Below are 14,383 nucleotides of genomic sequence, written 5' to 3' on the forward strand. Positions count from 1 at the left end.
TGACATGAACCGCATCCTGCTCACATCGGCCTTGCTTCTCGCCTCCGTCTCCGCTGCATTGGCGGACGAAATGCCGCCGCCCATCGCTTCGGCCCCGGCCCGAATTGGTGCGTCCAAGGCGCCGGCGGTCAAGCTCGTCGAGCCGCATCTGCATATTGCCCGTTCGAACATAGCGGGCCATGCCCGGATCGCGCTCACTTTCGACGCCTGCATGGGGCAGGCGGACGAGCGCATCCTTTCGACCCTCGTGCGCGAGCGCATTCCGGCAACGATCTTCGTCACCGCCCGCTGGCTGAAGCGCAACCCGCAAGCCCTTGCCGTCTTCCTGCAAAATCCGGATCTCTTCGAGCTCGAAAACCACGGCGAGAACCATATTCCGGCCGTCGACGCGCCGACGCTCGTCTATGGCATCGCCTCGGCCGGCTCGCCGCGGGCGGTGAAGCAGGAAGTCGAAGGCGGCGCCGCCGCGATGGTCACGGCCGGCATCCCCGCGCCGCACTGGTTCCGCGGCTCCACGGCCAAATACGATCTTTCCGCCATCGGCGAGATCCGCGCCATGGGCTATCGCATCGCCGGCTATTCGGTGAACGGCGACGGTGGTTCGCTGCTTGGCGCTGTTATCACCGAAAAGCGCATTGCCTCCGCCAAGGACGGCGATGTCGTCATCTCCCACATCAATCAGCCCAACCATGCGGCGGGCGAGGGTGTGGCGAAGGCACTGGTCGATCTCAAGATGAAGGGCACGGCGTTCGTTCGTCTTGAGGATGTCGAGGATATGGGCGACGACAAGACGACGGAGTAGGGCTGCGGTTGAAGACCGTGTGGCGCGGCACAATAGCCAAAGCGAAGCCTCTACCGCAACGCATCTCCAGCCGCCAACCTGTCCTCGCCAAACCGCCGTATCCCCGGTCCTTCCCGGTCGAGCGCAAAGTCCTCGAACCAGTCGCGGTAGATCCCCGCGATCATCGCCCCGATCATCTGGGCAGCGAGATAGGAGAAGGTGATGCCGTTGCCGCCATAACCGTGGGCGGCGAAGACATGCGGCATCCCGGGCGCCGGGCCGATCAGCGGCAGGCCGTCGGCCGTCTCGCCGAAGGTTCCGCCCCAGGCATGGGCGATGCGGGTATCCGCTCTCGGCCATAGCCGCTTCATCTTCTCCCGGACGGCGCTGATCTTGGCCGGCAGCTTTCGATCCCGCGCCGCGGCATCGATCGTACCGTCGTCCTCGCCGCCGGCGACGATGCGATTGTCCGCGGTCGTGCGCATGTAGAGATAGGGATGGCTGTCCTCCCAGAGCAAAGCCCGGTCGCGCCAGAATGTGGCGGGATCCTGCGGCACGGTGGCGAAGGCCCAGCTCGAACTTGTGCGGTGCAGCTTCGGCATGTCGAGGCCCGGCATCGAATAGCCGGTCGCCAGCACGGCATGCCGCGCTTCGATGACATGGGCGCCATCCGTCTCCGCCGTGACGCAATCGCCTTCGCTGTGCAGCGCGGTCACGGAAGCGCTGACCAGCTGCGCGCCGCGCCGGACCGCCATTGCGATCAGCGCCCAGGTGAGCAGCAGCGGATCGGCCTCCGCCGAACCCGGCGAATAGATTGCGCCATCGCGATCGAACTCGAATTGCGTAAAGAGATCAGGATGTTCGAGATAGACGCCGGGCAGCCCCGCCCGCCGGCGAAGCTGGCGCTCTTCCCTGAGGTTGCGGGCGCCTTCCAGGTTGCAGGCGAGAAAAAGTGTGTTGCGCGGCCGGAAGCCGCAGGCGATTCCGTTCGCTGCGATCAGCTTGGAAAGACCGGCGACGGCAGCGGCGCTGCGGCGATAGATTCCGGCCGCTCGTTCGAAGCCGTAATAGGCCTCGAGTTCCGTGAGCGTACTGTCGATTTCCCATTGCAGCATCGCGGTGCTGGCGGCGGTGCTGCCGAAGCCTGGCTCTTCCCGGTCGATGATAACAACGGAAAAGCCGCGCGCCGTCAGATGATCTGCGATCAGCGCGCCGGTGATGCCGCCGCCGATCACCGCAACATCGGTCGAAAAGCTCTGGGCCAGCGGCCGCCATTGCGGACGTATGGCATTCTTCCCCCAGAGCGAACGGCCACTGACCATCTGGTCATGATCGGATTCGTCGAGATCGAGATCGGCCGCCACTTATGTCTCCTCGCTTGATCACTTCGGCAATTGCGGCTGCGGTTTTTCCTCGATCAGCAGTTCCTCGATGATAGTCATGACGATCAGAGACAGCGGCAGCGCCAGCATTGCGCCGACGGCACCCCACATCCAGGTCCAGAACAGGATGGCGAGGAAGACGATAAAGGGATTGATTTCCAGCCGCCGCCCCATCACCGCCGGGAAGATCAGGTTCTCCATGACGAGATGCACGGTGAAGAAGGCGGCCGCCGGCACCAGGCCGACGATGAAGCCGTCATAGGTGATGATGCCGGCGATGGCGACGGAGAGCGTCATCAGCGTGATGCCGAGATACGGAATAAAGCTCGACAGGAAGGCGAAGAAGCCCCAGAGCACCGGCGCCGACAAGCCGCTCGCATAGGCGATGATGGTCATGACGACGCCAAGCCCGATGTAGATCAGCGAAGCGGTGGCGAAATAGAAGCCGAGCACCTGCTCGACGCCATTGATGACGCGGATCGCCGCCAGTCGTTGTGGGCGGGTGCGGAAGGTCATGATGATCGTCTTGCGCAGATTGACCCGGCTGGCAAGAAAGAGCAGCAGCGCGGCGAAGAAGATCAGTCCCTGTACCAGCGCCGGCGTCAGGCTTGTTGTCACCACATGCAGCACATTTCCGGTGTTTTCGAGCAGCGCGCCGATCGACATCGGCCCGCTTTCGAACGTCGCCGGCGTGATGTGCAGCCATTCGATGCGCTCCAGATAGGGCATGATGCGGCTTATCATCCGTTCGACGAAAGCCGGGGCTTCGTTGGCAAGGGTCGCCAGCGGATCAGCAAGCGAACTGACCAGCAGGACGATGACCAAAGCCACGCCGCTTGACAGAAGGAAGGCGTTGGCAAGCCTTGGCACGCCCATTTTGCTGAGATTTTCAGCGGCGAGGCCGAGAATCATGCCGACGACGACGGCAAGGGTGACCGGAATGAGGATCAGCGACATCGTGTAGACGGCGGCAAGGCCGAGGATGGCGAAAATGCCGATGATCGCCCAGGCCATGCTGATGTCGAGCCCGTCCTTCTCGAGCCGGTGCACCGGCGGGACGGGAAGTTCCTCTGCTGCCTCCTGCAACGACTTGGCCCAGGCACTGGGTTGGCGTTCGCCGATGGCGATCTTCTTTGCGTGTTTGCGGATGCCGTTGGCGATGCCCATGCGGTGAGGTCCCTGAAGCCCCATTGCTTCGCCACAAAAACGCGCCGATGCGGTTCCGGTTCCGCCGGTCCATGGCGCCGTCGTTAAAGACATCGGTCAGCCTGCGGGCAAGGGCGCCGAAGCATTCATCCTTTCATCGGCTCGCGCGCCGATTTGATCCTGCCGCCGGAACAACCTCGCGGTTGCTGGCGTTCGACCTCGGAAGGAGAGTGCTCATGATTGCAGATCCCGATCAGACGAAAACCACCGAGACCTATTCGACCGATCCCCCCTATGCGGAGGAGGCGAGACTGAAAGCCGCCGATCAGCGGCGCTGGTGGGTTTGGACCGTTCTTGTGGCGGGCGCGGCAGTTCTTATCATTGCCGGCGTAAGCGTTGCGATCTGGCCGGACCCCGGCAACAATGATCCGACGGCGACGGCTTCGACCAAGCCGGATGCGATCAATACGCAGCCCTCCGGTCCCGGCGCCTTCAACAACGACCCGGCCTCCGGCCCTGCACGGCCGCCCGAAGCGACAGACCGGTCGCCGACGCCAAGCGGAAACGGCGGCGGACCGACGCAGGTGACGACGCCATCAGGAACCGAGAAGGTTCAATAGGGTTTTCAGGTTCAGGTCGAAAGTGTCAGGCCGATGCCCCAGGGATCTTTGAGGAAGACGCCGCCGTCGCGCTTCTCGCTGTTGAGCTCCAGCGCGTCGAGCCTGGAAACCGCCGCGTCGAGCGTCGCCTTGTCGTTGAAACGGATCCGGTAGTCCGACAGCCCGGTCATATTGTCGGCGCGGGCAGTGGCGCCCTGGCTGTTCCAGATGTTGGCGGCGAGATGGTGGTGATAGCCGCCGGTGGCAAAAAAGCTTGCGCCGGGATAACGGGCCATCAGCTTGAGACCGAGCACGTCGCGGTAGAAGGCGTCGGCCTGCGGGATATTGCCGACCTGCAGGTGCAGATGGCCGATTGCCGTTCCCTCAGACATGCCGCCCCAGCGATCCTCCGGTGCGCTGTCATAGAGGGCCTGCAGGTCTAGCCGCCGCGTCGCCATTTCGACCATGCCATCCTCGAGGAATTTCCATCCCTCGTGTGGCCGATCGGCATAAATTTCGATGCCGTTGCCCTCGGGATCGGAAAGGTAGATCGCCTCGCTGACGAGATGGTCCGAGGCGCCGTCGAGCACAACGTTGTTTTGGGCGGCGTGGCGCAGCCAGCGCGCCAGTTCGGTGCGGTCGGGCATCAGAAAGGCTGTGTGGAAAAGGCCTGCGGCATTCCGTGGCGCGACTGCCGCGTCCTTTGCCGTGGTCAGCGTCAGCAGCGGATGGCCCCCGACACCCAGTACTTCGCCGCTCGTCGTCTTCTCGATGACCTTCAGGCCGAGCATCGACTGATAGAAGCCGGAAACGAGGCCGAGATCGGTGACGACGAGATGCGACTGGTCGATATAGGCAGGCCGCGTCAGCGCATAGGATGTTTCTGTCGTCATCAATGGGTCTCCTGCCTCTGCAGTTGAAGGCGTACCGGCGGTGGCGGCAACCATGCCGCCCGTGGCAGATCCGAGGAAGTCTCGCCGGTTCATGCGCCTGGTCTCTTCGGCTGCCGTACTTGATCTTTATATGGCCTATCCCGATTGTTCACAGAAGGCTTGTTTTTGAGGATGAAGCGTTGAGCAGATGTTGACGATGACCTTCACCGGCTTGATCGGAGTCAATGCGCCCATATCTTCATCTGAGCAAGCTTATGCATCTCAGTCATGGAGGGAGCCATGTACAGGAAAATCATCGTGGCGATCGCGCTCGGCAGCCTCGACAGGGGAGAGAACATTCTCCGCAAGGCCGCCTCGCTGCTCGACGCGGGCGGCCAGATGGTCGCGCTCAACGTCGTCGAGGATGTGCCGACCTATGTCGCGATCGAACTGCCGGCCAACATGCTCGAGGACGCCATGAAGGACGGCCGCGACAAGCTGGAAGCGCTGGTCGCCGCAACCGGGGTCACGGCGACGATCGACATCCGCAACGGTCCGCCGGCCAAAGCCATCATCGCAGCCGCCGAAAGCCACGGCGCCGACCTCATCATCCTCGCCTCGCATATTCCGGACTTTTCCAACTACTTTATCGGCGCCACGGCCGACCGCGTCGTGCGGCACGCCAAGTGCTCCGTGCTGGTCGAGCGGCAGAAGATCTGAATCTGCGCCGCCGTCGAGGTCGCCTGTGTGGTCTGTCACGAAGATTTACCGCGCGCACGATGCGCCGCAGTTGCGCCCCCGCCCGTTCGGTGCGACCATCGCAATCGGGTACCAAACGGGTTGGCGTGCATGACCGAGTTCAACGGTATTCGCTGGGCTTACGACAGATATGAGCTGATCGCCGACGGCATCGTCCACGGCGTCGGTCTCGTGCTGGCGCTGATCGGCGCTACCGCTCTCATCTTCTACGCCACGGTCTGGAGCTCCCACGGCGCGCTCGCCGCCGCCTGGATCTATGGCGTCGGACTGGTGCTGACGCTTGCGATCTCCTTTTCCTACAATCTCTGGCCAGTCTCGCGCACCAAATGGTTCCTGCGCCGCTTCGATCATTCGGCGATCTTCATCCTGATCGCCGCCACCTATACGCCCTTTCTCGAACGCGGCGCCGACGATCCGCTGCTCTTCTTCATGCTGATGGCGATATGGCTATTCGCAGCTGTCGGCATCGTCCTGAAATGCGTGTTTCCAGGGCGCTATGACCGCCTCGCCATCCTGCTTTACCTAGCCATGGGTTGGAGCGGCGTGCTGGTGGCGGGGCCTGTCGCCGCGCGCATTCCCTCCGCTTCGATGCTGTTGATCGTTATCGGCGGCGTTATCTACTCGCTCGGCGTCATCTTCCATGTCTGGGAGAAACTACGTTTCCAGAACGCCATCTGGCACGGTTTCGTCGTCATCGCCGCGGCTGTGCATTATTCAGCCGTCTTCACCTGTTTCAGCCTGCCGATGCCAGCCTTCTGAGCTGCGGCCTGCCGAGCGCGTCCCGCGAGCCTTTCTCTGGCGTGTCAGCCGTTTACATCTTTTGATCAGCAGCGTATGCCAACCCGCGCAGTCAATCCGAACCGAGCGCCCATGACAGACGCCGTCCTTCTCCGCGACGCCACCGAAGCCGATCTTCCTGCCATCCGGGATATCTACAATCATGCCGTCGAGCACACGACGGCGATCTGGAACGAAACGCTCGTCGATCTCGAGAACCGACGGGAATGGCTGAGCGCGCGCAAGGGCCGCGGCTTTCCGGTCATTGTCGCCGAGATGTCGGGCAAGGTCGCGGGCTACGCCTCCTATGGCGACTGGCGCGCCTTCGAAGGCTATCGCCACACCGTCGAACATTCCGTCTATGTCGACAAGGATCATCGCGGCGCCGGCATCGGCGAGGCCCTGATGCGCGAATTGATCGCGCGTGCGGCGGCCGCCAATATCCATGTGATGATCGCCGGCATCGAGGCTGATAACACAGCCTCTATCCGGCTGCACGAAAAGCTCGGCTTCCGCATTGCCGGCAGATTTTCCGAGGTTGGCACCAAGTTCGGCCGCTGGCTGGACCTCACCTGCATGGAGCTTCGCCTGCCCGGCGAGACCGATTGAGCTGCCTGCCCAAGGCCGACGGAGGGACGAGCGCTCGCTGGACGGAGTGAACCGGCAAATCATTGCCGGAGCGGTCACCATCTTTTTATTGTATTCTGAGCTGTGTAGAAAAGAGAGGCCGCCTGCTTCGCGAGAGGCGGCGTGATAAGCGTCATGGAGATCAACAATTCAATGGTAATGCATAGATCGCCGCTCGGCCTCCTTGCCTTCCTTCTTCTCGCCGCTGCTCCGATTTCCTCGCGTGGTGCCGATTGCGGCAGCACGGCCTCACCGAAGCTCGACTGGCAGGAATGCACGAAGAAGAACCTGATGCTGCAGGGCAGTGATCTCCAAGGCGCCAATCTCTTCAGCACCGATTTCTCGCTGACCGATCTCAGCGGTTCGAATTTCAAATCCGCCAATCTGGAAAAGGCGAGCTTGGTGCGCGCCTCGCTTGAGGGGTCACATGCCGAAGGGGCCAACTTCGCCAAGATCGAGGCCTATCGCGCCAGCTTCGCCAATATTGTCGCGGACGCCGCGTCCTTTGCCGGGGCCGAGCTGCAGCGCGCCAATTTCGCGGGAGCCCGGCTTTCCGGCGCGAGCTTTGAAAAGGCCGAACTCGGCCGCGCCGATTTCGATAAGGCGGTACTGACGGGGGTGAAATTCTCCTTCGCCAATCTCTCCCGCGCCGATCTCTCCAGCGCCGTCTTCGAAGGCCCTGCGACGTTCGAGCGCGCCTTCATGTTCCTGACCCGCATCGAAGGCCTTGACCTCTCGGCTGCCGCCGGCCTCGAGCAGGCGCAGATCGACCTGGCCTGCGGCGATGCCTCGACCAAATTGCCGGCAGGCCTTTCTGCGCCTTCAAATTGGCCATGCCCTGCCGAGCATGAGTGAACTCGGGCTTTTGCATAGATTCCGTGCAGGTTGACGAAAGCTATGGCAGCAATGCCTGGCCGACGTGGAATGTGTCCGGTTCGAACTAGTGCAGCCTTAACTCGCCAATGACCCGACGCCATTCATTCGGTCCGATCAGCCGCTGATGGCTATAGCGGACGGAATGCAGCGGTCCGTCAAGGTTGGACTGCCAGAAATCGAGGAACTTGTGCATTTCCGGAAAGCCCGGGGCGAGATCGTAATCCTGCCAGACATAAGTCTGCAGGACGGATTCGAAATCCGGAAGGCGGTAGAGGATGTGGGCAGTGGTAAGGCCGTAACCGCTGAGCTGGCGCTCTAGATCCGATGAAAATTGCATGCTTCATCTCCGTTTCACGACAACGAGAAGGTGGCGCATATCTTGGCGTCCATCAACGGGATTCTCAACGCAACGGCGGCTTTTGTTGTTCCTTCTCAGGGTGTTAGCAGCCGCTTGGGGTGAGTGCTAATTTTTTCTCTGCGCCCTCTTGAAATCGAAAAATCGCAAAACCAGATCAATGCGCGCAAAACGCTCGACAGAGGTTTGCACCCGCCCGGACTGGTCATCTGGTCCGGCCAGGGGAACAACATCGTTATTGTTTGTCCATTGGAGGAAAACATGTCGTTCCGACCGCTTCATGACCGCATTCTCGTCCGCCGCGTCGATTCCGAAGAAAAGACCAAGGGCGGCATCATCATTCCCGACACCGCCAAGGAAAAGCCGCAGGAAGGCGAGGTCATCGCCGTCGGCCCCGGTGCGCGCAACGATGCCGGCCAGATCCAGGCGCTCGACGTCAAGGTCGGCGATCGCATCCTGTTCGGCAAATGGTCCGGCACGGAGATCAAGATCGACGGCGAGGACCTGCTGATCATGAAGGAAAGCGACGTCATGGGTGTTATCGAAGCCCAGGCGGCCAAAAAGATCGCCGCCTGAGGCGTTCGCCCCGCGTTAGTCAAAAAAGCTGCCTATTGAAGGAGTTAAAGAATGGCTGCGAAAGAAGTGAAATTCCATAGCGATGCCCGTGAACGCATGCTGCGTGGGGTCGATGTGCTGGCCAATGCCGTGAAGGTCACGCTGGGTCCGAAAGGCCGCAACGTCGTCATCGACAAATCCTTTGGCGCGCCGCGCATCACCAAGGACGGCGTCTCGGTCGCCAAGGAAATCGAGCTCGAAGACAAGTTCGAGAACATGGGTGCGCAGATGCTGCGCGAAGTGGCGTCGAAGACGAACGACCTCGCCGGCGACGGCACCACGACCGCGACGGTGCTCGCCCAAGCGATCGTCAAGGAGGGTGCCAAGGCGGTCGCCTCCGGCATGAACCCGATGGACCTGAAGCGCGGCATCGATCTCGCCGTCGATGCTATCGTGGCGGAACTGAAGACCAACGCCCGCAAGATCTCCAACAATTCCGAAATTGCCCAGGTCGGCACGATCTCCGCCAATGGCGATGCCGAGATTGGCCGTTACCTTGCCGAAGCGATGGAAAAGGTCGGCAACGAGGGTGTGATCACCGTCGAGGAAGCCAAGACTGCCGAAACCGAACTCGAAGTCGTCGAAGGCATGCAGTTCGACCGCGGTTATCTCAGCCCCTACTTCGTCACCAATCAGGACAAGATGAGGGTCGAACTGGAGGATCCCTATATCCTAATTCATGAGAAGAAGCTGTCGAACCTGCAGTCGATGCTGCCGGTTCTCGAAGCCGTCGTTCAGTCGGGCAAGCCGCTCCTCATCATCGCTGAAGACGTCGAAGGCGAAGCGCTCGCAACGCTCGTCGTCAACAAGCTGCGCGGCGGCCTGAAGATAGCCGCCGTCAAGGCGCCTGGCTTCGGCGACCGCCGCAAGGCCATGCTGGAAGACATCGCCATCCTGACCGGCGGCACCGTCATCTCCGAAGATCTCGGCATCAAGCTTGAGAATGTGACGCTCAACATGCTCGGCCGGGCAAAGAAGGTGGCCATCGAAAAGGAAAACACCACGATCATCGACGGTGCCGGTTCGAAGGCGGAGCTCGACGGTCGTACCGCTCAGATCCGCGCGCAGATCGAGGAAACCACCTCCGACTATGACCGCGAGAAGCTGCAGGAACGCCTCGCCAAGCTCGCCGGCGGTGTTGCCGTCATCCGCGTGGGCGGCTCGACTGAGGTCGAGGTGAAGGAGAAGAAGGATCGCGTCGACGACGCGCTGCATGCCACCCGCGCAGCGGTCGAGGAGGGCATTCTGCCGGGCGGCGGCGTAGCGCTGCTGCGTGCAGTCAAGGCGCTCGACGCCGTCAAGACGGCAAATGACGACCAGCGGGTCGGCGTCGACATCGTCCGCCGCGCGATCGAAGCCCCGGTTCGCCAGATTGCCGAAAACGCCGGCGCCGAAGGCTCCATCATTGTCGGCAAGCTGCGCGAGAAGAGCGAATTCTCCTATGGCTGGAACGCCCAGAGCGGCGAATATGGCGATCTCTACGCGCAGGGCGTCATCGATCCGGCCAAGGTGGTGCGCACCGCACTTCAGGACGCCGCCTCCGTTGCCGGCCTGCTGGTGACGACAGAAGCGATGATCGCTGAGAAGCCCAAGAAGGAAGCTGCTCCGGCTATGCCCGCCGGCGCCGGCATGGACTTCTAACAGCGACCACTCGGCCCGCTCTGCCATCGGGGCGGGCCGCACGCTCTCGAATGAACCAAGTTCCATCGGTCAACATCAATGGAGCGAGCTATGAGAAAGGAAAGCATCAGCAATTCCATGCAGCAGAGCGCCATGGCTGCCATCAGTGCGGCACATCTGCTTCATCCAGCGAAACATTTCAGTCACCCGCGTGACGTGCTTACCGCCGCCGACATCGGCAACGACGAGAAGCGGGCCATTCTCGCTTCATGGGCATCCGATATCTTCGCGATCGAATCCGTACCAGCCCTTCGCCTTTACCCCGGGACCGAAAAAGCTGTATCCTACGACGAGATCCTCGAAGCGCTGAAGGCTTTGGACAAAGGCGATCGACCATCCGGGAAACAAGATACGTCCGCTCCCTTGAGTGCCCACAGGACGCGTCGTCGAAGACCGTCGGTACGCCGGCTTCCCGGCCTTGGCTTGTGCAGCTACTGGAAAGGAGGACGGCGCCGACCGCTACTTGAAACCTGACCCTCCGTCCGGCCTGCCGTGTGCCTCTAAAGGACGCGGGCATGATGTTGCCGACGACTGTTTGCTCAACTGAGGAGGTTTTGCCGATGAAGATCGCTCAGATTGCGCCGCTCGCCGAGAGCGTTCCGCCAAAGCTCTATGGGGGAACGGAGCGGATCGTTTCCTACCTTACCGAAGAACTCGTGGCACAGGGGCATGAGGTCACGCTTTTTGCCAGCGGCGATTCCGTCACCCGGGCGACGCTCGTGTCATGTGCGGACGTCGCCTTGCGGCTGAACCCTGCGGTCAAGGAACATTTGCCGCATCAGGTCTTGATGCTGGAGGAGATCCGTCAGCGGGCGCATGAGTTCGACGTGCTGCATTTCCACATCGACCTGCTGCATTTCCCGCTGATCCGCGATTTCGCCGACCGCACTGTCACCACACTGCACGGCCGGCTCGACCTGCCGGATCTCAAGCCGTTCTACGCGGCGTTCCCGGATATTCCGATGGTGTCGATCTCCAACGACCAGCGCCGTCCGATGCCGCCGGTCGACTGGCGCGGAACGGTCTATCATGGACTGCCGGCTGATCTGCTTCCCTTCACGCAAAACCCTGGAGGCAATTACCTGGCTTTTCTTGGTCGGATCTCTCCGGAAAAGCGCCCCGATCGCGCGATCCAGATCGCGGCAAAGGTCGGAATGCAGCTGAAGATCGCCGCCAAGATCGATAATGCCGACAAGGCCTATTGGGAAACCGTCATCCAGCCGATGATAAAGAGCAATCCGCATGTTGAATTCATCGGCGAGATCGATGAACGTGAGAAAGCTGCCTTCCTTGGAAATGCAGGCGCTCTGCTCTTCCCGATCGACTGGCCGGAGCCCTTCGGGCTGGTGATGATCGAAGCCATGGCCTGCGGCACGCCGGTCATCGCTTTCGGCTGTGGTTCGGTTCCCGAGGTCATTGACAATGGCATCTCGGGCATCCTGGTCGACAGCGTCACGGAGGCGGCCGAAAACGTCGAATGGGCGCTGCGCCTCGATCGGCACAAGGTACGGGCCGCGTTTGAAAAGCGGTTCACTGCACAACGAATGGCGTGCGACTATCTCAACATCTATCGCAACCTGCCGGGTGTTCGCATCAAAGCTGCGCCGATCCGCCGGTCGCGTAGTCAAGCGCCCGACCTGCAGGCTGTTGCCTGAGGCAAGGAGGAGGCATGTCGAACGTGTCTGCGGAAAGCAACCCCGCCAAGGCATCGTCAGGCCTGACGGCGCCGGTCGCTCAGTTCTTCATTCCGGCCGCCGCATCGCTGCAGGAGCGCCGGCCGCGTACCTTGAAGCACGGCGATACTTTTGCCGTCTTCGATCATAATGGCGATGCTCTTTCCGGTCCCGGCAGTCCGGAAGGCCTTTTTCACCGGGACACCCGTCATCTCTCGCATCTTTACCTGACGATCAATGAACAGCGGCCCATGCTTCTGTCGTCGACGCTGCGGGATGACAATGCCACGCTGACCTGTGATCTTACCAATCCTGATCAGTTCGATGACAAGGGAAGGCTGGTTCTAGGCCATGACGTGATTCATCTGCGCAGATCACGCTTTCTCTGGAATGCCTGTTGTTATGAACGGCTGGCCGTGAGGAATTATGACGAGCGGCGGCAACATGTTCGCATTCAGATCTCTTTCGGGGCCGATTTCGCCGATCTTTTTGAAGTCCGCGGCACCGCAAGGTCAAGGCGAGGGCACCATCTTCCCGCCGTCGTGGAACAGGATTGGATCCTGCTTTCCTATATTGGCCTGGACGATCGCAAGCGGTCGACGCGCCTTTCCTTCATGCCTGAACCGGCCGAGATTCGTAGCGATCTCGTCACTTACGACATCCATCTGGAGCCGCACGAGACCAAATCGCTCTTTATCCAGATCGGCTGCGACCACACCTCCGCCGATCGACTGAGCCGCCTTTCCTTCTTTCTTACCTTGCGGGATGCCCGCCGTGCGTTGCGCGCCTCCTCCTCGCGCGCAGCGTCGGTCACAACTTCCAACGAGATCTTCAACGAAGTCGCGCGGCGCAGCGCCTCTGACCTCTACATGCTGATCACCGACAAGCCGGAAGGCCCCTATCCTTATGCCGGCATTCCCTGGTTCAGCACCGTTTTCGGCCGCGATGCCCTGATCACGGCGCTTGAGACACTTTGGCTCGATCCGGAGATCGCCCGCGGGGTTCTGGGTCATCTTGCTGCCAATCAGGCGACGAACGTCGATCCTGCTTCAGACGCCGAGCCGGGCAAGATCCTGCACGAAGTGCGTTGCGGCGAAATGGCCGAACTCGGCGAGGTTCCATTCCGGCGTTACTATGGCAGCATCGACTCGACGCCGCTCTTCGTGATGCTGGCCGGCGACTATCTCAAACGAACTGGTGACCTTGCGACCATCGACCGTCTCCTGCCGAATCTCGAAGCCGCGCTGACATGGATCGACGAACATGGGGATCGCGATGGCGACGGCTTCGTCGAATACGGGCGGCTGACGGAAGAAGGTCTGATCAATCAGGCGTGGAAGGATAGCCACGACTCGGTCTTCCATGCCGATGGCACATTGGCCCGGGGCCCAATCGCGATCGCCGAAGTCCAAGCCTATGTCTACGGCGCTTGGCAAAGTGCTGCCGAAATCTTCCGGTGGAGGGGCAAGCCGGAGCGCGCGGCGAGCTTTCTCGCGCGCGCGGAGGGACTGCGCCACGCCTTTGACATGAGCTTCTTCGATGAGGAACTCGGCACCTATGTGTTGGCTCTCGACGGGGATAAACGGCCTTGCCGGGTCCGATCCTCCAATGCCGGCCATGCTCTGTTCACCGGTATTGCTTATCCTGAACGGGTCGCACAGGTGACCCGCACCCTTATGAATGCTTCCTCCTTCTGTGGCTGGGGCATCCGGACCATTCCCTCGACCGAAGCACGTTACAATCCTATGAGCTACCACAATGGCTCGATCTGGCCACATGACAATGCCATGATCGCCAGCGGTCTTGCCCGCTATGGCTATCGCGCCGAAGCCGCGCGAATCTTCGAGGGGCTGTTTGCCGCTGCGACCTATATCGACCTGCGGCGGCTTCCCGAACTCCTCTGCGGCCTGCCACGTCAACGGGCACGCGGTCCTACCTCTTATCCGGTTGCCTGCTCGCCGCAAGCATGGGCGGCAGCAGCCCCTTTGTCGCTGCTGCAATCCTGCCTTGGCCTCGACTTCGATCCGAATAATTTGCAGATCAGCTTCAGCGTGCCGCGCCTTCCTTCGTTTCTCGACGAGGTAATCTTGCGGCGTCTGCTGATCGGCAATTGCTCGGCTGACGTGGCCATCCGTCGGTCTCGACACCAGGTCGTGGTCGATGTCATCAATCGACAGGGCGATGTCAGCGTGCTCACCACGGCCTGATGAAGGACGGTGCAGGGAAGGCGGGTCAACCGCC

General features: G+C 61.4%; 15 protein-coding genes. 11 read left to right on the forward strand and 4 right to left on the reverse strand.

Annotated elements, in window-relative coordinates; all coding sequences use genetic code 11:
• Positions 1-4: 4 nt before the first annotated feature.
• The gene (locus NMA58_RS04545; RefSeq protein WP_434712532.1) at positions 5-802 is read left to right on the forward strand and encodes a polysaccharide deacetylase family protein; all 798 of its coding nucleotides are present in this window, start codon (positions 5-7) and stop codon (positions 800-802) included.
• Between the two features lie 50 nt (positions 803-852).
• Here NMA58_RS04545 and NMA58_RS04550 read toward each other — a convergent pair whose 3' ends face one another.
• Positions 853-2,145 carry an NAD(P)/FAD-dependent oxidoreductase gene (locus NMA58_RS04550; protein WP_434712533.1) on the reverse strand — a complete coding sequence of 431 codons (1,293 nt, stop codon included), beginning with the start codon at positions 2,143-2,145 and terminating at the stop codon, positions 853-855.
• An 18-nt stretch (positions 2,146-2,163) separates the two neighbouring features.
• Entirely contained in the window at positions 2,164-3,330 is a 1,167-nt protein-coding gene (locus tag NMA58_RS04555) for an AI-2E family transporter (RefSeq protein WP_097599853.1), read from the reverse strand.
• 215 nt (positions 3,331-3,545) lie between these two features.
• On the opposite strand from NMA58_RS04555, the gene NMA58_RS04560 reads away from it, so the two are divergent.
• A complete protein-coding gene (locus NMA58_RS04560) occupies positions 3,546-3,929 on the forward strand; it encodes a hypothetical protein (RefSeq protein ID WP_434712535.1) in 384 nt (127 codons plus the stop codon).
• 11 nt (positions 3,930-3,940) lie between these two features.
• On the opposite strand, the gene NMA58_RS04565 is transcribed toward NMA58_RS04560, so the two are convergent.
• Positions 3,941-4,801: a VOC family protein gene (locus NMA58_RS04565; protein ID WP_434712536.1), complete on the reverse strand. Its 861-nt coding sequence runs from the start codon at positions 4,799-4,801 to the stop codon at positions 3,941-3,943.
• A gap of 279 nt (positions 4,802-5,080) precedes the next feature.
• Here NMA58_RS04565 and NMA58_RS04570 point away from each other — a divergent pair, with 279 nt between their 5' ends.
• The 4 genes from NMA58_RS04570 to NMA58_RS04585 all read left to right on the forward strand — a co-directional run bounded on the left by NMA58_RS04570 (position 5,081) and on the right by NMA58_RS04585 (position 7,798).
• The gene (locus NMA58_RS04570; RefSeq protein ID WP_434712538.1) at positions 5,081-5,500 is read left to right on the forward strand and encodes a universal stress protein; all 420 of its coding nucleotides are present in this window, start codon (positions 5,081-5,083) and stop codon (positions 5,498-5,500) included.
• Between the two features lie 129 nt (positions 5,501-5,629).
• On the forward strand, positions 5,630-6,298 hold the full coding sequence (trhA, locus tag NMA58_RS04575) for a PAQR family membrane homeostasis protein TrhA (protein ID WP_434712539.1): 669 nt from the start codon (positions 5,630-5,632) through the stop codon (positions 6,296-6,298).
• Positions 6,299-6,373: 75 nt separating this feature from the next.
• A complete protein-coding gene (locus NMA58_RS04580; protein WP_434712540.1) occupies positions 6,374-6,925 on the forward strand; it encodes a GNAT family N-acetyltransferase in 552 nt (183 codons plus the stop codon).
• A 171-nt stretch (positions 6,926-7,096) separates the two neighbouring features.
• The gene (locus NMA58_RS04585) at positions 7,097-7,798 is read left to right on the forward strand and encodes a pentapeptide repeat-containing protein (RefSeq protein WP_434712541.1); all 702 of its coding nucleotides are present in this window, start codon (positions 7,097-7,099) and stop codon (positions 7,796-7,798) included.
• Between the two features lie 85 nt (positions 7,799-7,883).
• On the opposite strand, the gene NMA58_RS04590 is transcribed toward NMA58_RS04585, so the two are convergent.
• Positions 7,884-8,156: an usg protein gene (locus tag NMA58_RS04590; RefSeq protein WP_085777468.1), complete on the reverse strand. Its 273-nt coding sequence runs from the start codon at positions 8,154-8,156 to the stop codon at positions 7,884-7,886.
• Between the two features lie 279 nt (positions 8,157-8,435).
• Here NMA58_RS04590 and groES point away from each other — a divergent pair, with 279 nt between their 5' ends.
• The 5 genes from groES (at position 8,436) to NMA58_RS04615 (ending at position 14,349) form a co-directional block, all read left to right on the forward strand.
• Entirely contained in the window at positions 8,436-8,750 is a 315-nt protein-coding gene (gene groES, locus NMA58_RS04595; protein ID WP_097599849.1) for a co-chaperone GroES, read from the forward strand.
• Positions 8,751-8,801: 51 nt separating this feature from the next.
• On the forward strand, positions 8,802-10,430 hold the full coding sequence (gene groL / locus NMA58_RS04600; protein ID WP_434712542.1) for a chaperonin GroEL: 1,629 nt from the start codon (positions 8,802-8,804) through the stop codon (positions 10,428-10,430).
• 90 nt (positions 10,431-10,520) lie between these two features.
• Positions 10,521-10,943, forward strand: a complete 423-nt coding sequence (locus NMA58_RS04605) for a hypothetical protein (RefSeq protein WP_183703708.1) — start codon at positions 10,521-10,523, stop codon at positions 10,941-10,943.
• An 86-nt stretch (positions 10,944-11,029) separates the two neighbouring features.
• On the forward strand, positions 11,030-12,124 hold the full coding sequence (locus tag NMA58_RS04610) for a glycosyltransferase family 4 protein (protein WP_434712543.1): 1,095 nt from the start codon (positions 11,030-11,032) through the stop codon (positions 12,122-12,124).
• 14 nt (positions 12,125-12,138) lie between these two features.
• Positions 12,139-14,349 carry an amylo-alpha-1,6-glucosidase gene (locus NMA58_RS04615; protein ID WP_434712544.1) on the forward strand — a complete coding sequence of 737 codons (2,211 nt, stop codon included), beginning with the start codon at positions 12,139-12,141 and terminating at the stop codon, positions 14,347-14,349.
• The last annotated feature ends 34 nt before the right edge of the window (positions 14,350-14,383 follow it).

Source organism: Rhizobium sp. YTUHZ045 (assembly GCF_051124255.1).
Taxonomy (GTDB): domain Bacteria; phylum Pseudomonadota; class Alphaproteobacteria; order Rhizobiales; family Rhizobiaceae; genus Rhizobium.

Coding starts and splice junctions, on each gene's coding strand:
- NMA58_RS04545 (WP_434712532.1), top strand. CDS start 5: ATGAACCGCATCCTGCTCACATCGGCCTTGCTTCTCGCCTCCGTCTCC.
- NMA58_RS04555 (WP_097599853.1), bottom strand. CDS start 3,330: ATGGGCATCGCCAACGGCATCCGCAAACACGCAAAGAAGATCGCCATC.
- NMA58_RS04560 (WP_434712535.1), top strand. CDS start 3,546: ATGATTGCAGATCCCGATCAGACGAAAACCACCGAGACCTATTCGACC.
- NMA58_RS04565 (WP_434712536.1), bottom strand. CDS start 4,801: ATGACGACAGAAACATCCTATGCGCTGACGCGGCCTGCCTATATCGAC.
- NMA58_RS04570 (WP_434712538.1), top strand. CDS start 5,081: ATGTACAGGAAAATCATCGTGGCGATCGCGCTCGGCAGCCTCGACAGG.
- trhA (WP_434712539.1), top strand. CDS start 5,630: ATGACCGAGTTCAACGGTATTCGCTGGGCTTACGACAGATATGAGCTG.
- NMA58_RS04580 (WP_434712540.1), top strand. CDS start 6,374: ATGCCAACCCGCGCAGTCAATCCGAACCGAGCGCCCATGACAGACGCC.
- NMA58_RS04585 (WP_434712541.1), top strand. CDS start 7,097: ATGGTAATGCATAGATCGCCGCTCGGCCTCCTTGCCTTCCTTCTTCTC.
- NMA58_RS04590 (WP_085777468.1), bottom strand. CDS start 8,156: ATGCAATTTTCATCGGATCTAGAGCGCCAGCTCAGCGGTTACGGCCTT.
- groES (WP_097599849.1), top strand. CDS start 8,436: ATGTCGTTCCGACCGCTTCATGACCGCATTCTCGTCCGCCGCGTCGAT.
- groL (WP_434712542.1), top strand. CDS start 8,802: ATGGCTGCGAAAGAAGTGAAATTCCATAGCGATGCCCGTGAACGCATG.
- NMA58_RS04605 (WP_183703708.1), top strand. CDS start 10,521: ATGAGAAAGGAAAGCATCAGCAATTCCATGCAGCAGAGCGCCATGGCT.
- NMA58_RS04610 (WP_434712543.1), top strand. CDS start 11,030: ATGAAGATCGCTCAGATTGCGCCGCTCGCCGAGAGCGTTCCGCCAAAG.
- NMA58_RS04615 (WP_434712544.1), top strand. CDS start 12,139: ATGTCGAACGTGTCTGCGGAAAGCAACCCCGCCAAGGCATCGTCAGGC.